Annotated in this window: 19 protein-coding genes; 11 read left to right on the forward strand and 8 right to left on the reverse strand. The window is 68.5% G+C overall.

Features of this window, described 5'->3' with window-relative positions; translation table 11 throughout:
- From AC07Q9_RS31405 to hppD, 5 genes are all read right to left on the reverse strand, one after another.
- Positions 1-622, reverse strand: a 622-nt coding sequence (locus tag AC07Q9_RS31405) for an MBL fold metallo-hydrolase (RefSeq protein ID WP_495312945.1), incomplete at its 3' end; no start/stop codon positions are given.
- A complete protein-coding gene (locus AC07Q9_RS31410; RefSeq protein WP_492683816.1) occupies positions 615-2,306 on the reverse strand; it encodes an AMP-binding protein in 1,692 nt (563 codons plus the stop codon). The genes AC07Q9_RS31410 and AC07Q9_RS31405, both read right to left, overlap by 8 nt.
- Before the next feature lie 127 nt (positions 2,307-2,433).
- Entirely contained in the window at positions 2,434-3,306 is an 873-nt protein-coding gene (gene phhA, locus AC07Q9_RS31415; protein WP_495312946.1) for a phenylalanine 4-monooxygenase, read from the reverse strand.
- Positions 3,307-3,326: 20 nt separating this feature from the next.
- Positions 3,327-4,139, reverse strand: a complete 813-nt coding sequence (locus tag AC07Q9_RS31420; RefSeq protein ID WP_070062949.1) for a transporter substrate-binding domain-containing protein — start codon at positions 4,137-4,139, stop codon at positions 3,327-3,329.
- 29 nt (positions 4,140-4,168) lie between these two features.
- Entirely contained in the window at positions 4,169-5,296 is a 1,128-nt protein-coding gene (gene hppD / locus AC07Q9_RS31425; protein WP_070062948.1) for a 4-hydroxyphenylpyruvate dioxygenase, read from the reverse strand.
- Between the two features lie 157 nt (positions 5,297-5,453).
- Here hppD and AC07Q9_RS31430 point away from each other — a divergent pair, with 157 nt between their 5' ends.
- The 6 genes from AC07Q9_RS31430 to AC07Q9_RS31455 all read left to right on the forward strand — a co-directional run bounded on the left by AC07Q9_RS31430 (position 5,454) and on the right by AC07Q9_RS31455 (position 11,840).
- Entirely contained in the window at positions 5,454-5,927 is a 474-nt protein-coding gene (locus AC07Q9_RS31430) for an Lrp/AsnC family transcriptional regulator (RefSeq protein ID WP_062482247.1), read from the forward strand.
- Positions 5,928-6,036: 109 nt separating this feature from the next.
- A complete protein-coding gene (locus AC07Q9_RS31435) occupies positions 6,037-6,765 on the forward strand; it encodes a GNAT family N-acetyltransferase (protein WP_489062908.1) in 729 nt (242 codons plus the stop codon).
- Positions 6,766-6,855: 90 nt separating this feature from the next.
- Positions 6,856-7,734 carry a CorC family transporter gene (locus AC07Q9_RS31440; RefSeq protein WP_062482253.1) on the forward strand — a complete coding sequence of 293 codons (879 nt, stop codon included), beginning with the start codon at positions 6,856-6,858 and terminating at the stop codon, positions 7,732-7,734.
- The gene (gene lnt / locus AC07Q9_RS31445) at positions 7,734-9,371 is read left to right on the forward strand and encodes an apolipoprotein N-acyltransferase (RefSeq protein ID WP_495312947.1); all 1,638 of its coding nucleotides are present in this window, start codon (positions 7,734-7,736) and stop codon (positions 9,369-9,371) included. Before AC07Q9_RS31440 ends, lnt begins: the two co-directional genes overlap by 1 nt.
- A 99-nt stretch (positions 9,372-9,470) precedes the next feature.
- Positions 9,471-10,658 (forward strand): chromate efflux transporter, encoded by a 1,188-nt coding sequence (gene chrA, locus AC07Q9_RS31450; RefSeq protein ID WP_495312953.1) that lies wholly within the window; start codon positions 9,471-9,473, stop codon positions 10,656-10,658.
- A 111-nt stretch (positions 10,659-10,769) separates the two neighbouring features.
- Positions 10,770-11,840 carry an asparaginase gene (locus AC07Q9_RS31455; RefSeq protein WP_307697140.1) on the forward strand — a complete coding sequence of 357 codons (1,071 nt, stop codon included), beginning with the start codon at positions 10,770-10,772 and terminating at the stop codon, positions 11,838-11,840.
- Between the two features lie 7 nt (positions 11,841-11,847).
- Here the strand turns inward: AC07Q9_RS31455 and AC07Q9_RS31460 are convergent, their stop codons facing one another.
- From AC07Q9_RS31460 to AC07Q9_RS31470, 3 genes are read right to left on the reverse strand one after another with little or no spacing between them, the layout of a single operon-like run.
- On the reverse strand, positions 11,848-12,642 hold the full coding sequence (locus AC07Q9_RS31460; RefSeq protein ID WP_495312948.1) for a phosphatase PAP2 family protein: 795 nt from the start codon (positions 12,640-12,642) through the stop codon (positions 11,848-11,850).
- 50 nt (positions 12,643-12,692) lie between these two features.
- Complete coding sequence (locus AC07Q9_RS31465; protein WP_495312949.1) at positions 12,693-13,520, reverse strand: metallophosphoesterase family protein; 828 nt, start codon at positions 13,518-13,520, stop codon at positions 12,693-12,695.
- Positions 13,517-14,485 carry a diacylglycerol/lipid kinase family protein gene (locus AC07Q9_RS31470; RefSeq protein WP_495312950.1) on the reverse strand — a complete coding sequence of 323 codons (969 nt, stop codon included), beginning with the start codon at positions 14,483-14,485 and terminating at the stop codon, positions 13,517-13,519. Before AC07Q9_RS31470 ends, AC07Q9_RS31465 begins: the two co-directional genes overlap by 4 nt.
- A 227-nt stretch (positions 14,486-14,712) precedes the next feature.
- Here AC07Q9_RS31470 and glyQ point away from each other — a divergent pair, with 227 nt between their 5' ends.
- The 5 genes from glyQ to AC07Q9_RS31495 are packed head-to-tail and all read left to right on the forward strand — an operon-like array spanning position 14,713 to position 20,172.
- On the forward strand, positions 14,713-15,621 hold the full coding sequence (gene glyQ, locus AC07Q9_RS31475) for a glycine--tRNA ligase subunit alpha (RefSeq protein ID WP_062481784.1): 909 nt from the start codon (positions 14,713-14,715) through the stop codon (positions 15,619-15,621).
- A 15-nt stretch (positions 15,622-15,636) separates the two neighbouring features.
- A complete protein-coding gene (gene glyS, locus AC07Q9_RS31480) occupies positions 15,637-17,772 on the forward strand; it encodes a glycine--tRNA ligase subunit beta (RefSeq protein WP_495312954.1) in 2,136 nt (711 codons plus the stop codon).
- A 37-nt stretch (positions 17,773-17,809) separates the two neighbouring features.
- Complete coding sequence (gene gmhB / locus AC07Q9_RS31485) at positions 17,810-18,388, forward strand: D-glycero-beta-D-manno-heptose 1,7-bisphosphate 7-phosphatase (RefSeq protein ID WP_489062926.1); 579 nt, start codon at positions 17,810-17,812, stop codon at positions 18,386-18,388.
- Positions 18,388-19,167, forward strand: a complete 780-nt coding sequence (locus AC07Q9_RS31490; protein WP_495312951.1) for a lysophospholipid acyltransferase family protein — start codon at positions 18,388-18,390, stop codon at positions 19,165-19,167. Before gmhB ends, AC07Q9_RS31490 begins: the two co-directional genes overlap by 1 nt.
- A gap of 33 nt (positions 19,168-19,200) precedes the next feature.
- Positions 19,201-20,172, forward strand: a complete 972-nt coding sequence (locus AC07Q9_RS31495; RefSeq protein WP_495312952.1) for a M48 family metallopeptidase — start codon at positions 19,201-19,203, stop codon at positions 20,170-20,172.
- The last annotated feature ends 115 nt before the right edge of the window (positions 20,173-20,287 follow it).

Below are 20,287 nucleotides of genomic sequence, written 5' to 3' on the forward strand. Positions count from 1 at the left end.
GCCGCGGTGCTAATTTCTCGATCAGATCAAGCGTTGCCGCGATGTCCCCGAACGAGGGCTCGCCCATCAGCTCCGGAAATGCGATGCCAAACCCGTTCTCCCAGAGCGCATCCGCTGAGATCAGCGTCCGCGACACCGGGTCGAACAGGATCACCGAGTGAGGATCGTGGCCCGGAGCCCCATGCACTTGCCACGCACTGTCTCCCAACAGGCATTCAGTGCCAGGCTCGAGCAGTCCGGTGAAAGCAAAGCGCGGGCAACGTTGCCCCGTCGCAAGAAAACTCAGACCCTGCGCATCCCATCGCTCGACCAGCGCCGCCTCTCCAGGCGGAATGTCCGTCCGCAACGACGGGTAGCGCCGCTGCAGCGCCGCGTTCCCCCCGCAGTGGTCGCTGTGCAGATGCGTGTTCAGTACCCGATCAAGCGGACGTTCGCCCAACACCGACTCGACCAACGCCAGCGTCTGATCGGCATGCGTGGCATAGCCGGTGTCGGCCAGCGCCGTTTCCTCGGCTCCGACGAAGAGGATGTTGTTCGAAGACAGCCAGCCCCGCTCGAACACGACGACATTCGCCGGCAGCCCGGCGCTGGCTTCCCCGTGGCGCCCCACGCGCTCAGGCACCGGCGCTGGTGCGCAGCTCGCGCCGCAGGATCTTCCCCACGTTGGTCTTGGGCAGCGACTCGCGGAACTCGATGTGCTTCGGGCGCTTGTAGCCGGTGAGCTGTCCGTTGCAGTACTGGAGCACGGCATCTTCTGTCAGCGTCGGGTCCTTGCGGACCACGAAGACCTTGATGGCTTCGCCTTGCTTCTCGTCCGGCACACCCACGGCGGCGCATTCGACCACCCCCGGGCAGAGCGAGATCACGTTCTCCAGTTCGTTAGGGAACACGTTGAAACCGCTGACGAGGATCATGTCCTTCTTGCGGTCGACGATCCGGCTGTAGCCGTCTTCCTGCATGACGGCGATGTCGCCGGTGCGCATGAAGCCGTCGGCCGTGAAGGCCGCCGCCGTCTCGGCGGGCTGGTTGTAGTAGCCGGTCATCACGTTGGGACCCTTGATGCACAACTCGCCTGCCTGGCCGATCGGCAGCGATTGGCCTTCATCGTCCTTGATTGCGATCTCAATGCTCGGCAACGGCAATCCGATGGTGCCCGTGAACTTCGTGTTCGACACCGGGTTGTTGGTGCCGATCGCGCAGGTCTCGCTCATGCCCCAGCCTTCGATCATTGGGCAGCCAGTGGCCTCGAACCACTTGCGCGCCGTGCCTTCGGAGGCGGCCATGCCGCCGGCCTGCGACACGAACAACGTCGAGAAGTCGACCGTCTTGAACTCCGGATGCATCAGCAGCGCATTGAACAAGGTGTTCACCGCCGGCAGCATGTGGAAGGGCCGCTTCTTCAGCACCGCGACGAACTTGTTGAAGTCGCGCGGGTTCGGAATCAGCGTCATGTGCGAGCCCTGGCGGATCACCAGCAGGCACAGCGTCAGCGCGAAGATGTGATACAGCGGCAGCGCGGCGATGCTGTTGACCTTCGCCAGGTCGCCGGCCCGCGCCAGCGCGGGCGTGAACCAGGCTTCGGCCTGCAGCGTGGCAGCCACGATGTTGCGGTGGGTCAGCACCGCCCCCTTCGACAAGCCGGTGGTGCCGCCCGTGTACTGCAGGAAGGCGATCGAATCGAGCGTGCTCTGGTCGGGCCCGAGCGTGCGTCCGCGGCCTTCGGCAAGCGCCTGTTTGAACGGCGTGACCGTGCGGCCGTCGCTCAGCGGCAGCTTGTAGGGCGGCACCATCTTGGCCAGGTGGCGCACGGCCACCGTGATCCAGGCGCCGTACAACCCGCCGAGCAGGTCGCCCATCGCGGTCATCACCACGTGCTTGACCGGCGTGCGCTCGATCACCTGCTCGAGCGTGGCGGCAAAGTTCTCGAGGATGACGATGGCGGTGGCGCCGGAGTCCTTGAGCTGGTGCTCCAGCTCGCGCGCCGTGTACAGCGGATTGACGTTGACGCAGGTGTAGCCCGCGCGCAGCACGGCGCACATCGTGACAGCGAACTGCGGCACGTTGGGCAGCATGATCGCCACCCGCGCACCGGGCGCGAGGCCCTGCGATTGCAGCCAGGCACCCATCGCCTTGGAGAGCGTGTCGAGCTCGCCGTACGACATCCAGCGCTCCATGCAGACCGAGAACGGCCGGTCCTTGTAGCGGCCGAAAGCCTCGTCGAACATGTGAGGCAGGGAGCGGTACTGCTCCGGATGAATCTCGTGCGGCACGCCGGCCGGGTAGTTCTGTCGCGCGGATGTCTGCATGCAAGCTCCTTTGGCGCGGATTGTGGGAGCCAATGCCTCCCACCCGCCAGCGGGCTTGTCCTAGGGGCGCATACCCGGTGTCGCGCAGGCGATAGCCGCCGTGCGCGCCCGGGTCACTGCGATGCGATCAGGCGTTGCCGGATTCGCCCGGCAGCAGCACGCCGGCCGGGATGTCGGCCTCGACCTCGAGCGCGCGGTACAGCGGCGTGAAGTCGGGTGCCGTGAGATCGAAGAGCTGCGCGAAGTTCTCGATCACGAAGTAGTTGGCCTGGTAGGTGTCGATCTTGTATTGGGTGCGCATGGTGCGCAGCAGGTCGAGCGGCAGGCGGTGCGGCTCGGGGCTGCGCACCGCGTGCTGCAGCTCGCCGACCGAGCTCAAGATGCCGGCGCCGTAGGCGCGCAGGCCCTCGGGCTGGCGGATCAGGCCGAACTCGACCGTGTACCAGTACAGCCGCGCCAGCTTCTCGCCGGCGCCCAGCTCGTGCGCCTTGATGCCGCCTTGGCCGTAGCGCTGCACGTAGTCGGCGAAGTTCGGGTCGAACAGCATCGGCACGTGGCCGAACAGGTCGTGGAACACGTCGGGCTCGACGATGTAGTCGAACTCTTCGGGCTTGCGGATCCAGTCGGTCACCGGGAACTTGCGGTTCGCCAGCAGCGTGAAGAAGGGCAGCTCGGGAATCAGCCCCGGCACCGCGACGATCTCCCAGCCGGTGGCGCGGTGCAGGCGCTCGTTGAGTTCCTCGAAGCGCGGGATGCGGTCCTTCACGCCGAGCAGCGGCAGCGACTTGATGAAGGCGTCGCAGGCCAGGCCCGTCAGCTGCGCGGCCTGGCGTTCGTACAGCCGCTTGTAGGTGTCGTGGTCGGCCGCCGTGTAGCTGGCCCAGTCCTGCGGGCAGGTGTAGTCGGCTTGCACCGATCCGCCGCGCGAGTAGTCGCCGCGCGGCGGGCGATCGGAGGCGCCATAGACGGCGGGGGTGACAACGGCGGCAGGGGAGTCCATGGGGCGTTCGGTTTCTCGGGTTACTTGAGCCAGCGGTCCATCACGCGCTGGAAGTCGCCGCCGGCTTGCTGCAGGTGCAGCCATTGGTCGACATACGATTTGAAAGCCACGTCGTCGCGCGGCAGCATCCAGGCCATCTCGCCGTACTGCAGCGGCTTGTCGGGGTTCACGGCGCACAGCCCGGGCTTGAGCTTCTGCTGCGTGATGGCCTCGGCCGATTCGGTGACGAACACGTCGGCGCGGTTGGCCAGGATCTCGTCGAAGATCGTGACGTTCTCGCCGTGCAGCGTGAGCCTGGCTTGCTTGAAGTTGGTGCGGGCGAAGCGTTCGTTGCTGCCGCCCGGGTTGAAGATCACGCGGGTCGACGGCTGGTCGATGGCCGCCACGCTCTGGTACTTGGCCACGTCGGCACAGCGCGCGATAGGCGTCTTGCCGTTGACCATATAGGGCGCGCTGAAGAAGGCGCGCTTCTGGCGGTCGGTGGTCACCGACACGCCGCCCACGGCGATGTCGCACTTGCCGGCGGCCAGGTCGGGCAGCAGGTTGGCCCACGTCGTCTTGACCCACTCGGGCTTCGCGCCGAGGCTGGCGCTGAAGCCGGTCATCAGGTCGACGTCGATGCCTTCGAACGAGGCGTCGGCTTTCTGGAAGCTGAAGGGCCGGTAGTCGCCCGGCGTGCAGATGCGCAGCACCGCCGCCTTCTGCACCGTGTCCAGGTGCGAGGCACCCGGGCCGGCCGCGGGCGGCGCCGAAGCGCAGCCCGAGAGCACGACCGCAGCGGCGGCTGCCGCGACGAAGGAAGTGACGACAGTCGAAGAAGACGCGTGGCGCATGCCGGGCTCCAGGGCAGTGGTGAAGCGCCTTATTTTGCGGCGCTCAGCACGCCGCGGCGCATCTGGTCGAGCTCGATGCTCTCGAACAGCGCCTTGAAGTTGCCGTTGCCGAAGCCGTCGTCGCCCTTGCGCTGGATGAACTCGAAGAAGATCGGGCCGAGCTGGTTCTCGCTGAAGATCTGCAGCAGCAGCGCGTCCTTCTTGCCGTCGATCAGGATCTTGCGCTTCTTCAGCTCGGCCACGCTTTCGCCGTGCTCGGGGATGCGCTTGTCGATCAGCTCGTAGTAGGTGTCGATGGTGTCCAGCAGCGTCACGCCGTTGGCGCGCAACGCGTCGACGCTCTCGTACAGGTCGTCCGAGCCCATGGCGATGTGCTGGATGCCCTCGCCCTTGTACATGTCCAGGTACTCCTGGATCTGGCCGGCCTGTTCCTTGCCTTCTTCGTTGATCGGGATGCGGATCTTGCCGCAGGGGCTGGTCATGGCCTTGCTCTTCACGCCCGTCACCTGGCCTTCGATGTCGAAGTACTTCACTTCGCGGAAGTTGAAGAGCTTCTCGTAGAAGTTGGCCCACACGTCCATGCGGCCGCGGTACACGTTGTGCGTCAGGTGGTCGATGTAGGTCAGGCCGTTGCCCTTGCGCGCCAGCGCGTCCTGCGACGACACGCCCGGCAGCGCCTCGAAGTCCACGTCGTAGAAGCCGATGTTGCCGATGTCGCCCGGCTGCGCGCCGTTCTTGCCCGGCCAGCGGTCCACCAGGTAGATCAGGCTGTCGCCGATGCCCTTGATGGCGGGAATGTTCAGCTCGCCCGGGCCGGCCTTGTCGGCGAAGCCCCAGGCGCCCAGCGCGGTGGCGCGTTCGTAGGCCTGCTTGGCGTCCTGCACGCGGAAGGCGATGGCGCACACGCTCGGGCCGTGCTCGCGCGCAAAGCGCTGGGCGAACGAATCGGGCTCGGCGTTCAGGATGAAGTTGATCGTGCCCTGGCGGTACAGCAGCACGTTCTTGTGGCGGTGCTTGGCGATGGCCACGAAGCCCATGCGCTCGAACACCTTGCCCATCGCGACCGGATCGGGTGCCGCGTACTCGATGAATTCGAAGCCGTCGGTGCCCATCGGGTTCTCCCAGGGCGTGAAGGCGGGGGCGTCGGCGTGGCTCATGGATGCTGTCTCCGAAAAGTGGGGAAAGTTGTGCAGAAAGGAAAACAAGGGCCCGGATTCGGACCGTGCTGCACTGTAGGTCGGAAGGCTTTCAGGTTTTCTGCGTTTCTGGGCGCCCTGGGTGGTCATGACGCAGTAAAACTGCAAAAATGAGGAAATGGAAGCACTCGACAAGATAGATCGTCTCATTTTGCGCATGCTGCAAGCAGACGGCCGCGCCACCTACGACCAGATCGCGGAGCAGGTCAGCCTGTCGCCCAGCGCCGTGCTGCGGCGGGTCAAGCGGCTCGAGGAGCACAAGGTCATCGACCGCTATGTGGCCCTGGTCCAGCCCGAGGCGGTCGGCCTGGGCCTCACGGCCTACCTGAACGTGCGGCTCGAAAAGCACACCGAAACCCACAAGCGCAACCCCATGGACCTGTTCCGCGCCAGCGTGCAGACCTGGCCCGAGGTGGTCGAGTGCGCGGCCCTCACCGGCGACATGGACTACCTGCTGCGCGTGGTGGTGGCCGACATGGCGCACTACAGCCGCTTCATCATGGACACCCTGCTCAAGCACCCCAGCGTCGAAGACTGCAAGACCAGCTTTGTGCTCGATCGTGTCAAAGCCACAACATCTGTGCCCGTTTAACCACAAATTGGTTGCGTAAACACCACGGACTCTGGTATCGAGTCACGAATGCGTCCTGAAAGTGTCCTTGCGGGCTTGGTGATTAAGGGAAAACCCTTACATTGGAGCCATGCTTACCGCCAAGACCCTCCTCAAAGCGTCTCTCGGCCTCGGCTCTTTCCTGAAGGCGCCGATGGTTGAGGCGCAGCCGCGCGCCGTCAGCGCGCCCCCACCCGTCATGGTGCCGATCCGCTCGATCGGCCCGCGCGAACGCGAACGCATCGCGCGCCACCTGCTGGACCTGACGCCGCACGACCGCTACCTGCGCTTCGGCTATGCCGCGGCCGACGAGCAGGTCCTGCGCTATGTCGAAGGCCTGGACTTCGACCGCGACGAACTGTTCGGCATCTACAACCGCCGCCTCGACCTGATCGCGATGGCGCACGTGGCCTACGCGCCCAGCGACCAGCACAGCGACTGCGCCGAATTCGGCGTGTCCGTGTCGTCGCACGCCCGCGGCCGCGGCTATGGCGCGCGCCTGTTCGAGCGCGCCGTGGTTGCTGCGCGCAACGAAGGCGTGGGCATGCTCTTCATCCATGCGCTGAGCGAAAACGCGGCCATGCTCAAGATCGCCCGCAACGCCGGCGCCACCGTGGTGCGCAGCGGCTCCGAGTCGGAAGCCCACCTGCAGCTGCCCACCGCCACCTTCGACAGCCGCATGAGCGAGATCGCGCTGGAGCACTACGCCGCGGTCGATTTCGCGCTCAAGAGCCGCGCCAAGCAGTTCTGGGCCTTCCTCGCGAGCCTGCAGGAAGTGCGCAGCGGCATGCGCGACGCCCGCAGCAAATCGGCCCCCTGAGCGGGCGAGGGCGGCCTATGCCGGCCGGACGGTAGAGCCTGTCATGCGCAATCCGTTATCCTTGTCTCTCTTCAACTCCGCCCTCCCGCAGTGGCCGACCCTCACCCTGAACGCGCTCCCGTTGAACGGGAAGACAAGCGTGGCTTTCTCCAGAAGCTCGCCGAATTCATCCACCCCGGCCCCGATTCACGCGACGAGCTGATCGAAACCCTCGCCGATGCCGAGGACAACGAGGTGATCGGCGCCGAATCGCGCGTGATGCTCGAAGGCGTGCTGCGCATGGCCGACATGACGGCCGGTGACGTGATGGTCGCGGCGCCGCGCATGGACCTCGTGAACATCGACGCGCCCTTCGACGCGCTGCTGCACGCCGTGATCCAGACCGCGCACTCGCGCTTTCCGGTCTACGAGGGCGAAAAAGAAAACATCATCGGCATCCTGCTCGCGAAAGACCTGCTCAAGCTGCAGCGCGCGCCGGGCCTGAACATCCGCGCCTTGCTGCGCCCGGCCACCTTCGTGCCCGAGAGCAAGGGCCTGAACGACCTGCTGCGCGAGTTCCGCGGCAACCGCAACCACCTGGCCATCGTCATCGACGAGTTCGGCCGCGTGGCGGGCCTCATCACCATCGAGGACGTGCTCGAGCAGATCGTCGGCGAGATCGAGGACGAATTCGACATCGCCGAAGACGAGGGCGACATCTTCGGCCTGGCCGACCACACCTACCGCGTCTCGGGCGACACGCCCATCGAGCGCGTGGCCGAGGCCTTCGGCATCGTCTTCAACGAAGAACAGCTGAGCGAAGACTTCGACACCATCGGCGGACTCATCGCGCACGAGATGGGCCACGTGCCCAAGCGCGGCGAGCACCACGCCATCGGCGGCTTCGACTTCGTCGTGCTGCACACCAAGGGCGGCGCGGTGCGCTGGTTCCGGGTGTCGCCGGCGCGCGGCGGCGACGCGGCCGACTGATGCCGGCGCCCGCAGCAGCGGCCCCGGCCCGCGTCTCGCCCACCACCTCTCCCCCTTCCTCTGCCGCCTCCGGGCTGCTTCGCCTGCTCGGCTTCGGCCTGGCGGGCGTGGCGCAAGCCCTGTCCATCGCCTGGCCCGGCGACGGCCGCCCGCTGTGGTGGCTGCAGCTGCTGTCGCTGGCCGGGCTGGTCTGGCTGCTCGACGGCCTGCGTGCCCAAGGCGCGGGCTGGCGCCGCGCCGGCCTGCACGGCTGGGTGTTCGCGACCGCCTGGCTCACCGGCAGCTTCTGGTGGCTCTTCATCTCGATGCACACCTACGGCGGGCTGCCGGCGCCGCTGGCGGTGATCGCCGTGCTCGCGCTGGCGGCGGCGCTCGGGCTCTACTACGCCGTGGCCTGCGCCTGGTTCGTGGTGCGTGGGCCGGCGGGGCGCGTCGCCGGTGCCTTCGTGTTCGCCGCGCTGTGGACGCTGGCCGAGCTCGTGCGCGGCAGCTGGTTCACCGGCTTTCCCTGGGGCGCGGGCGGCTACGCCCATGTCGACGGCCCGCTGGCCGCGCTGGCGCCGTGGGTCGGCGTGTACGGCATCGGTGCCGCGGCGGCACTGGCCGTGGCGCTGGTCGCGCGGCGGCTGCCGCTGCCGCTGCGCGGCGTGGTGCCGACGACGCTGGCCGCCGTGCTGCTCGTCGCGGTCTTCGTGCCGCCCAACGTTGTCTCCCCGCTGCCCGCCGATGCACGCGGCGCGCAGGGCACCACCGGCACGCTGCAGGTCGCGCTGCTGCAGGGCAACATCCCGCAGGACGAGAAATTCATTCCGGGCGGCGGCATCGAAACCGCGCTGCGCTGGTACGCCGAACAGCTGCGCGATGCCAAGGCCCAGCTCGTGGTCACGCCCGAAACGGCGCTGCCGCTGCTGCCGCGCCAGCTGCCCGCCGGCTACCTCGACGCGATCCAGGAGCGCTACGGCCAGCCGGGCACGCAGCAGGCGGCCATCGTCGGCCTGCCGCTCGGCGACGGGCCGGGCACCTACCGCAACGCCGTGCTCGGCTTCATGCCCGGTGGCGCGGCGCAACCCTACGCCTACAGCAAGCACCACCTCGTGCCCTTCGGCGAATTCATTCCGCCGGGCTTTCGCTGGTTCATCCGCATGATGAGCATCCCGCTGGGCGACTTCGAGCGCGGCGGCCTCGCGCAGGCGCCCTTCGTCTGGCAGGGCCAGCGCATCGCGCCCAACATCTGCTACGAAGACCTGTTCGGCGACGAGATCGGCGCGAACTTCCGCGACGAGGCCACGGCGCCGACCGTCCTGCTCAACGTCAGCAACATCGCCTGGTTCGGCGACTCGGTCGCCATCGACCAGCACCTGGCCATCTCGCGCATGCGCGCGCTCGAGTTCGCGCGGCCGATGGTGCGGTCCACCAACACCGGCGCTACCGTGGTGATCGACGCCGCGGGCCGTGTCACGCACCAGCTGCCGCGCCTCACGCGCGGCGTGCTAGAAGCGCCGGTCGAAGGCCGGCGCGGGCTCACGCCCTTTGCGCGCTGGGTCGCGCCCTTCGGCCTGTGGCCGCTGTGGATCGCGGCGCTGGCGATCGTCGCGCTGGGCGCGGTCTTCTTCCGGCCTGGGCGCACCCGGGGCTGAGGCGCACCGGCGGATGCGCATTCGACGTCATCGTCCGTGAAGCACCACCACCGCCCCAAGCATGCCGCCCCACCACCGGCCGCTGACGGCGCGGGCGCCTTGCCTGCCAGGGGCTCGGTGCTCGAAGTCTTTCTCGCTTTCCTGAAACTGGGCCTGACCTCCTTCGGCGGGCCGGTGGCGCACCTGGGCTACTTCCGCACGGAGTTCGTGGAGCGCCGCAAGTGGCTCGACGACAAGCGCTATTCCGACCTCGTGGCGCTGTGCCAGTTCCTGCCCGGTCCCGCGAGCAGCCAGGTCGGCATCGCGCTGGGGCTCGGCCGCGCGGGCTGGGGCGGGGCGCTGGCGGCGTGGCTCGGGTTCACGCTGCCGTCCGCCGTGGCGCTCATCCTCTTTGCGGCCGGCGTCACGCAGTGGGCGGGCCTGGCGCAATCGGGCGCGGTGCATGGGCTGAAGGTCGTCGCGGTGGCCGTCGTCGCGCAGGCGGTGTGGGGCATGGCGAAGTCGCTGTGCCCCGACCGGCTGCGCGCGGGCGTGGCCATCGTCGCGGCGTTGCTGGTGCTCGCGGTGACGTCGGCCATGGGGCAGGTCGCCGCCATCGTCGCCGGGGGTGTCGTCGGCCGATGGGCGCTGCCGCCCGGCCACCTGCCCGCCGCGCAGCACCGCGACCATGGCGTGCGCAAGGCGACGGGCGCCGCGCTGCTGGGCCTGTTCGCCGTGCTGCTCGTCGCCCTGCCGATGCTGGCCGCGGCAACGGAGTGGCCCGCGCTGTCCGTCATCGCGTCCTTCTACCGGTCGGGCGCGCTGGTGTTCGGCGGCGGCCACGTCGTGCTGCCCTTGCTGCAGGCGGGCGTGGTGCCGACGGGCCTGGTCTCGAACGACGTGTTCCTGGCGGGCTACGGCGCTGCGCAGGCCGTGCCGGGGCCCCTGTTCACCTTCGCGGCCTTCCTCGGCGCCGCGATGCCGGGGCCGTTCGGCGGCTGGGTGGGCGGCTTGGCGCTGCTGCTGGCCATCTTCCTGCCGGCCCTCCTGCTGGTGGCCGGCGCGCTGCCGTTCTGGGAGACGCTGCGCCAGCGCGATGCGGTCCAGCGCGCGATGGCGGGCGTCAACGCGGCGGTCGTCGGCGTGCTGCTCGCCGCGCTCTACGACCCGGTGTGGACGAGCGCCATCCACTCGAAGGCCGATTTCGGGCTGGCGCTGGCGGCGTTCGGCTTGCTCGTCTACGCGCGCCTCTCGCCGGTGTGGGTCGTCGGACTGGCGGCGGTGGCGAGCTGGCTGCTGGCCCTCTAAGGCCGGCGCATGACGGCATGCCATGCCGGCATGCAGCGGCATGGCATGCGGGCATGGTTCATGTATCTTCCTCGCCGCCTCGAGAAATCATCCTCAAATCAAGGAGCCCGTATGTACTTTTCTACCCATTTCCGTGCCTTTGCGGCCGGTGCCGCACTGCTCGCGGCCAGCGCGCTCGCGCAGGCCCAGCAGGCGCTGCCCAACGTGGTGATCCTGGCGACCGGCGGCACCATCGCCGGTGCCGGCGCGTCGGCCGTCAACAGCGCCACCTACGCGGCCGCCAAGGTCGGCGTCGAGAAGCTGATCGCCGGCCTGCCCGAACTGGCCAAGGTCGCCAACGTGCGCGGCGAGCAGGTGTTCCAGGTCGCATCGGAAAGCCTCACCAACGACAACCTGATGACGCTGGCCAAGCGCGTCTCGGCGCTGTCCAAGCAGTCGGACGTCGACGGTATCGTGATCACCCACGGCACCGACACGCTGGAAGAAACTGCCTACTTCCTGACGCTCACCGTGCACACCAACAAGCCGATCGTGGTGGTCGGCTCGATGCGCCCGGGCACGGCCCTGTCGGCCGACGGCGCGCTCAACCTGTACGACGCGGTGAACGTGGCGGGCAGCAAGGACGCGATGGGCAAGGGCGTGCTGGTGACGATGGGCGACAACATCGACACCGGCCGCGACGTGAGCAAGAACGTCAACATCAAGACCAGCGCGTTCTCCAGCCAGTGGGGTCCGCTGGGCATGATCGTCGAGGGCAAGAACTACTGGTTCCGCGCGCCGGTCAAGCGCCACACCATGAACTCCGAGTTCGACATCGACAGCATCACCGCGCTGCCGCCGGTCGAGATCGCGATGGGCTACGAAGGCGTGTCGTCGGTGGCCATCGACGCGATCGCCAAGAGCGGCGCCAAGGCGTTGATCCACGGCGGCACGGGCAACGGCTCGGTGGCCGACCGCATCGTGCCGAACCTGCAGAAGGCGCGCACCGACGGCGTGATCGTCATCCGCAGCTCGCGCGTGCCCGACGGCTTCGTGATCCGCAATGCCGAGCAGCCCGACGACAAGTACGACTGGGTGGTGGCGCACGATCTGCGCCCGCAGAAGGCGCGCATCCTGGCGATGGTGGCCCTCACGAAGACCAACAACACCAAGGAACTGCAGCGCATCTTCTGGGAATACTGATCGACGGTCAGCGCGCGGTGCGGCGCTTGCGGTGCCGCGCGTATTCCAGGCTGCTCACGCACACGAGCAGCCAGCCCAGGCCGGTCAGCAGGCCGGCCGCGACATCGCTCGCGAAGTGCACCTGCAGAAAGATCCGGCTGCAGGCGATGGTGACGATGGCCGCCACCGCGGCCATGGCGGCCGGCACATGCCAGCGCGCCGGCAGCAGCCGCAGCGCCAGGTACAGCAGCATCCCGTAGCTCACGATCGCGCCCGCGCTGTGGCCGCTGGGAAAGCTGAAGCTCGTTTCCAGTGCCAGCCCGTGGTCATGCACCGGTCGGGCCCGCGCAAAGATGTGCTTGAGCGCGGGGTTCAGCACCACGATGCCGCCGAGCGCGGTCACCCAGCCCAGCGCCAGCCCGCGGTGCGCGTTGCGCCATAGCAGCAGCGCGACCACAAGGCACACGGGCGCGAGCAGTTGCGCGTCGCCCAGGTGCGTGAGCCAGCTGAAGCTCACGAGCGCGCCCCACGGCACATGGGCGGCGATGGCGTCGGCCAGCGCCTGGTCGGCGTGGCCCATGGTGCGGCCGTCGCCCAGGTGCGAGGCGATCCATGCAACCAGAAAAGCCGCCGCGAGGATCAGCACGAAGCCCAGGCCCAGGCCGAGTGCCAGGCGCGATTCGTCAGGCTCGCCGGTGTCGGGCAGCGGATGGCGCCGTTGCAGCATCCGGCAGGCGAGGCCGGCGCCAAGCACCGACACGGTCAGCGCGAGCGCGAACCAGGCCAGGGCGTGTTCGCCCAGCTGTTGTGCGAGAAGAACCAAGGGGGAAGAAGAAAGGAGAAGGGTGTCCGCAGGAGGCATGCGGCGCAACCCTAAGGGCCCGCCGCGCGGCTGGCAAGCGGAAGCCGTAACAGGTCAACGGGCATGAAGGCTTTGTCGGCCGCCGAGTGGTCCCAGCGTTCGACCACGCACACGCGCTGCGCGCCGTCGCCGGACGCTTCCGTGCGCAGCACGTTCACCGAGTTGGGCGTGTCCCAGCGCACGCGCGTCGACACGGCGGTGCCGGCCTGCACCGCCCAGGCGGTGGGCGAGCAGCCTTGAAAGTGCTCGTCCAGCGGGCGCACGAAAGGCAGGTGGATGTGGCCACCGACGATCAGGTCGGCGCCCGCCGCCGTCCAGCGCGCCACCGCCGCCTCGCGCCCGCGCAGGCGGTTCTGCCGGTCTTCGGGCCGCGTCACCAGCACCGGCTGGTGCGTCACGACCACGCGCACCTGTCGGGGCGTGGCGCTCGCCAGCCGCGCCGCGACGCGCTCGACCTGCGCCGGCGACACCTCGCCGTCTTCGTGCCGGTACCAGCGCGTCGTGTTGACCGTGACCACCAGCCAGTCGTCGCAGGCGAACACCGGCTCCAGGTCGGCGCCGAAGGCTTCCGTGTAGCGGCCATAGGGCGAGAACACGCGCGCCGCCAGCTGGAACAGCGGGATGTCGTGGTTGCCCGGAATCGCCACCACCGGCGCCGCCAGCCGGTCGGCGAAGGCGCGCGCCGCCGCGAACTGGCGGCGCGTGGCGCGCTGCGTGATGTCGCCCGACAGCAGCACCGCCTGCGGCGCCAGCGCATGCGCGAGGCGTTCGAGCGCGTGCAGCACCTCGGGCTGCTCGGTGCCGAAATGCGGGTCGGACACTTGCAGCAGGCAGCTCATGGCCGTGCCGCCTCCAGTTCGGGCGCGCTGTCGGGCCGCACCAGCCACAGCGGGTCGGGCGCCACGCGGAACAGCAGGGGCATGTCGACCCAGTCGATCTCGCCGTCGGTGGCGATCTTCACGCGGCGCGGCGTGCGCAGCCGGCCGGCCTTCACCGTCATCGACTCGAAGGGGAAGCTCAGCACCTCGTCGGCGTCGCCCAGCCGCCCGAGCGCGCCGCGCACCAGCAGCCCCGGCATCGCCAGCAGGCCGACCGGCTTGAGCGCCACCGCGGTCAGCCGGCCCTGCTCGGGCGCCTCGGCGTGGTCGACGCCCGCCTGCATCAGCTGCAACGGGTTGTTGCCCACGAACAGCGTGGGCGTGCGGATGTCGCGCTCGTGGCCGTGCGAGGCGATGCGCAGCTGCCAATGGCGATGCCGCCCGCGCAGCACCGTGAGCAGGCCCGAGTAGAAGGCGATCCAGCGGTGGCGGCCGAAGCGTGCCTTGTGGCTTTCGCGTTCCTCCAGCAGGTCGGCATACAGGCCCATGCTGGCATTCACCAGGAACACGCGGTCGTTCACCAGCCCCACCTGCACCGCCCGCGGCTGCTGCGTGAGCAGCACCTGCAGCGCCTGCGCCGTGTCGCGCGGAATGCCGTGCGTGCGGCTGAAATAGTTGAAGGTGCCCTGCGGCAGCACGCCGAAGGGGCAGCCGCTGCCCAGCGTGGCCTGGGCCACGGCGTTGATGGTGCCGTCGCCGCCCGCGGCCACCACCACACCGCCCACGGCCCGAGCGCGCTCGACCGCTTCGCGCGCCAGCGCCTGCACGCGGCCGGGGCCGTCCACGAGGAACACGCGGTGCCGGCGGCCGTCTGCGGCAAAGGCGTCGTCGATGACCTGGCGGGCCTGCGCAGTGCTCTCGCTGCCGGAGCCGGCGTTGAGCACGATGAAGAAAGGAGTGTCGGGGCCGATGTGGGGCGGTGCCATGCAGTGAGAGAGGGGGAAAGCGCAGGAAAGTGCCGAAAGCGGCGGGAAACGCAAAAAAGCGTGCGGGGCCGGGCTTTGTCCCACAGCCGCACGGGCTGTCGCGGCAGCCGGCATCCCGAGCGGCTGTGGGAGAGATGCCCTCCCGCGAACGTAAAATCGTCGCCTTTCGCGGCCTGTGCCGCGCCACCGTCCCGTCCAATGTCCGGCCCTCGACGCCGGCCAGCTTCATGTTGACCTTCCAGCAAATCATTCTCAAACTGCAGTCGTACTGGGCCGACAAAGGCTGTGCGCTGCTGCAACCGTACGACATGGAAGTGGGCGCAGGCACCTCGCACACCGCCACCTTCCTGCGCGCGCTCGGCCCCGAGCCCTGGAAGGCCGCCTACGTGCAGCCCAGCCGCCGCCCCAAGGACGGCCGCTACGGCGAGAACCCCAACCGCCTGCAGCACTACTACCAGTACCAGGTCGTGCTGAAGCCCGCGCCCAGCAACATCCTCGAGCTCTACCTCGGCAGCCTGGAAGCCCTGGGCTTCGACCTGAAGAAGAACGACATCCGCTTCGTCGAAGACGACTGGGAGAACCCCACGCTCGGCGCCTGGGGCCTGGGCTGGGAGGTCTGGCTCAACGGCATGGAAGTGACGCAGTTCACCTACTTCCAGCAGGTCGGCGGCATCGACTGCAAGCCCATCACCGGCGAGATCACCTACGGCCTGGAACGCCTGGCCATGTACCTGCAGGGCGTGGACAACGTCTACAACCTCACCTGGACCGACGGCCTGAGCTACGGCGACGTCTACAAGCAGAACGAGGTCGAGCAGTCGACCTACAACTTCGAGCACAGCGACGCCGAGTTCCTGTTCACCGCCTTCGCTGCGCACGAAAAGCAGGCCAAGCACCTCATGACCGAGCAGCTCGCGCTGCCGGCCTACGAGCAGGTGCTCAAGGCCGCGCACAGCTTCAACCTGCTGGACGCGCGCGGCGCGATCAGCGTGACCGAGCGCGCGGCCTACATCGGCCGCATCCGCAACCTCGCGCGCAGCGTGGCGCAGAGCTACTACGACAGCCGCGAGCGCCTGGGCTTCCCGATGGCCCCGCGCGAGTGGGTGGCGCAGATGCCCCCGAAGAAAGCCGCCTGAGCGATGACGACCCCCATGAACAACAAGAACTCCCTGCTGGTTGAACTGTTTGTCGAAGAGCTGCCGCCGAAGGCGCTGAAGAAGCTCGGCGAGGCTTTCGCGGGCGTGCTGCGCGACCAGCTCGTGGCGCAAGGCCTGGCCGAGACCGGCTCGGTGCTCACGCCCTACGCGTCGCCGCGCCGCCTGGCCGCCCACCTCACGCACGTGGCCGAGCGCGCCGCCGACAAGGCCGTGTCGCAAAAGCTCATGCCCGTGGCCGTGGGGCTCGATGCCTCGGGCCAGCCCACGCCCGCGCTGCTCAAGCGCCTGGCCGCGCTCGGCGCCGACGCCTCGGCCGTGCCGGGCCTCAAGCGCGCCATGGACGGCAAGGCCGAAGCCCTGTTCTACGAAAGCACCGCCAAGGGCGCCGCGCTGGCCGAAGGCCTGCAGAAGGCGCTGGCCGAAGCCATCGCCAAGCTGCCGATTCCCAAGGTCATGAGCTACCAGCTCGAAAGCGGCTGCGAGCTGCCCGGCTGGAGCAGCGTGAGCTTCGTGCGCCCCGCGCACGGCCTCGTCGCGCTGCATGCCGACACCGTGGTGCCCATCGAGGCGCTGGGCCTGAAGGCCGGCCGCGAGACGCACGGCCACCGTTTCGAAGCGGCGGTCGACCCCGTGGTGCTGCGCGATGCCAACAGCTACGCCCTGCAGCTGCAGGACGACGGCGCCGTCATCGCCAGCTTTGAAGCGCGCCGCGCCGAAATCGCACGCCAGCTCGCAGCGGCTGCGGTCAAGGTCGGCGGTGGCTCGGTGCCGATCCACGACGACGCGCTGCTCGACGAAGTCACGGCGCTGGTCGAACGCCCCAACGTGCTGGTCTGCAGCTTCGAGCGCGAGTTTCTCGAAGTGCCGCAGGAGTGCCTCATCCTCACGATGAAGGCCAACCAGAAGTACTTCCCGCTGCTCGACGCGCAAGCCAAGCTCACCAACAAGTTCCTCGTCGTCAGCAACATCAGCCCCGAGGATGCAAGCGCCGTGACCGGCGGCAACGAGCGCGTGGTGCGCCCGCGCCTGGCCGACGCCAAGTTCTTCTTCGACCAGGACCGCAAGAAATCGCTGGCCTCGCGCGTCGAATCGCTGGGCAAGGTGGTCTATCACAACAAGCTCGGCACGCAGGGCGAACGCGTGCAGCGCGTGATGCACATCGCGCGCGGCATTGCCGAAAAACTCGGCGACGCGACGCTGGCCGCGCAGGCCACCCAGGCCGCGCAACTGGCCAAGGCCGACCTCGTGACCGACATGGTCGGCGAGTTCCCCGAGCTGCAGGGCACCATGGGCCGCTACTACGCGCTGCACGACGGCCTCGACGCCGCCGTGGCCGACGCCATCGAAGACCACTACAAGCCGCGCTTTGCCGGCGACGAGCTGCCGCGCAACAGCGTGGGCCTCGTGGTCGCGCTGGCCGACAAGCTCGAGACGCTGGTCGGCATGTTCGGCATCGGCAACCTGCCCACCGGCGACCGCGACCCGTTCGCGCTGCGCCGCCACGCGCTGGGCGTGATCCGCATGCTGATCGAGAAAGACCTCGCGCTGGGGCTCGACGCCCTGCTGCAGGACGCCGCCGCGCAGTTCAGCGCCATCGACGGTTTCGACAGCAGCAAGGCCACGGTCGAGCTGCGCGACTTCATCCTCGACCGCCTCGCCGGCAGCCTGCGCGAGCAGGGCGCCAGCGCCCAGGAAGTCGACGCCGTGCTGGCCCCGCTGCCGCAGCGCCTGGGCGAAGTGCCCAAGCTGCTGGCGGCCGTGCGCGCCTTCGCCGCACTGCCCGCCGCCGCCGCGCTGGCCGCTGCCAACAAGCGCATCGGCAACATCCTGAAGAAGGCGCCCGAGGCCGACGCGCACGTGAGCGAGCTGCTGCTGCAGGAGCCCGCCGAGAAGGCGCTGCACGCCGCCATGGCGCAGGTCGTGCCCGCTGCCAACGCCCAGTTCGACGCGGGCGACTACACCGGCTCGCTGCAGACGCTGGCCGCGCTGCGCGAACCGGTCGATGCGTTCTTCACGGACGTGATGGTCAACGCCGAACAGGCCGACCTGCGGCTGAACCGCCTGGGCCTGCTGATGTCGCTGCACAGCGCGATGAACCGCGTGGCGCAGCTCGAGCGGCTGGCTGTCTGACCCCGTGCCCCATCCCTCCACCAGGAGCGGTTCCGCCATGAAGCTCGTCATCCTCGACCGCAACGGCACGATCAACGTGCACCGCGAAGACTTCGTCAAGAGCGACATCGAGTGGACGCCGCTGCCCGGTGCGCTCGAGGCCGTGGCGCGCCTGAACCATGCGGGCTGGCACGTGGTGGTGGCGTCGAACCAGTCGGGCCTGGGCCGCGGGCTGTTCGACATGGCTTCGCTCAACGCCATGCACGCCAAGATGCACAAGATGCTCGCGGCCGTGGGCGGCAAGGTGGACGCGGTGTTCTATTGCCCGCACAGCCCCGACGAGGGCTGCGACTGCCGCAAGCCCAAGGAGGGGTTGTTCCTTCAGATCGGCGACCGCTTTGGCATCGATCTGAAGGGCGTGCCGACCGCGGGCGACAGCCTGCGCGACCTGCAGGCCGGCGCCGCTGCCGGCTGCGAACCGCACTTGCTGCTCACGGGCATGGGCGCGGCCTGCCGCGGGGTCCACCCGCTGCCTTCCGAATATCCGGCGGACACGAGGGTGCATGACGACCTCGCCGCCTTTGTCGACTTTCTGCTCGCGCGCGAAGCGCGGGCTGCACTGCAGGTGGCTGTCTGATGGCGTTTATCCGTTCCGTTCTCCACGCCTTGTGGATGCTTGTCACCGTGGTGCCCTGGGGCATCATCATGTGCGTCAGCTCGCTCTGGAAGCGCGGCATTCCGCTGTACTGGATGGCCGCGCGCTGGCTCGGCTGGGCCGTCGATGGCGCGCGCGTCATCATGGGCATCCGCACGCGCGTGACCGGCATGGAGAACCTGCCGACCGACAAGCTCGCCGGTGCCGTGCTGCTGGTGAAGCACCAGTCCACGTTCGAGACCTTCCTCATGCCCACGCTGATGCCGCACCCGCTGGCCTACGTGTTCAAGAAGGAACTGATCTACGTGCCCTTCTTCGGCTGGGCGATGGCGCGGCTGGACATGATCCACATCGATCGCAGCCAGCGCGCGCAGGCCTTCAACAAGGTCGTGAGCCAGGGCCGCAAGCTGCTCGCGCAGGGCATCTGGATCATCATGTTCCCCGAGGGCACGCGCATTCCGCGCGGCCAGAAGGGCACCTACAAGAGCGGCGGCACGCGCCTGGCCTGCGAAACCGGCGTGCCCGTGATCCCGATTGCCGTCACCTCGGCCAAGGTCTGGCCGCGCAAGGCCTTCATCAAGCGCCCCGGCGTGGTCGACGTGTCGATCGGCCCGGCGATCTCGAGCGTGGGCCGCAAGCCCGACGAGCTGATGCGCGAAGTCGAAGCCTGGATCGAGGCCGAGATGCGCCGTCTCGACCCTGAGGCGTACAGCGACACCCCGGCGCAGCCGCAGCAGACGTTGCCGCGCGAAGCGGGCTGACGCGCCTGCCAACTGTTCTGAATCGGGCCCGACATGCGGGGAATGCTGCAGTTCACGATGGACCTCTTCGAGGGGCTGGGGAGCACGCCGGCGCCTGCTGCTGCGCCGCCGCGGCGGCCGCGGAAGAAGGCGCCGGCGCCTGTGCCACCAGCTGCTCCTGTGCCGGTGGTGGATGCCACTCCTTCATCTATCGGGCCCGTTGATCCGCGTCCTGCGGTGCCGTTGGCTGACACACTGACGCTGGCGAACTTCACGCATCCGCAAGCGACGCGTGAAGTGGTGTTGGGGTCGGCGCGGGTGGCCTACGAGTTCAAGCGGGGGCAGCGCAAGACGATCGGTTTTCTTGTGGGGGCCGAGGGCTTGTCGGTGCGCGCACCGCGGTGGGTCACGCTGCGCGATGTCGATGCGGCGGTGCGCGAGAAGGCCGACTGGATTCTGCGCAAGCTGGCGGAGACGCAGCAACGCAATGCGCGGGTCGAGGCGACGCGGATTGCTTGGGAAGACGGGGCGGAGTTTCCGTTTCTTGGGGAGCCTGTGGTGATCCGGCTCGATCCGAAGCACGGTTTCGCGAGCGTTGGCGGCACGCTCGACCCCGCTGTCGAAGGCGGTGGCCCGCGGACGCTGCGGTTGGCTGTGGCGCAGAACGCGGCGCCCTCGCAGATTCGGGATGCGGCGCAGGCCTGGTTGATGCGGCAGGCGCGCAAGCTGTTCATCGAGCGGCTGGATCACTTTGCGCCGCTGCTGGGGGTGTCATGGCAGAAGCTGTCGCTGTCCAATGCGGCTACGCGGTGGGGGAGTGCGAGCGCGGATGGATCGATTCGGTTGAACTGGCGGTTGATTCATTTCCGCCTGCCTGTGATCGACTACGTTGTGGCGCATGAGCTGGCGCATCTGCGGGTGATGGATCACTCGCATCGGTTTTGGGAAACCGTTGAGAGTGTTGTGCCTGACTATGGGGTGCTGCGGCAGCAGTTGAAGGATGAGGCTGTGCCTCGGTGGGGCTAGGGGGCTTTTGCTTCCCGAGGCCGGGTCTCGCCCCGGCAGGCGACTCACTTTCTTTTGCTTCGCCAAAAGAAAGTAAGCAAAGAAAAGGCGACCCCACTGTCTGCGACCCTTCGCT

The organism is Variovorax sp. GW821-FHT09A10 (assembly GCF_059418385.1).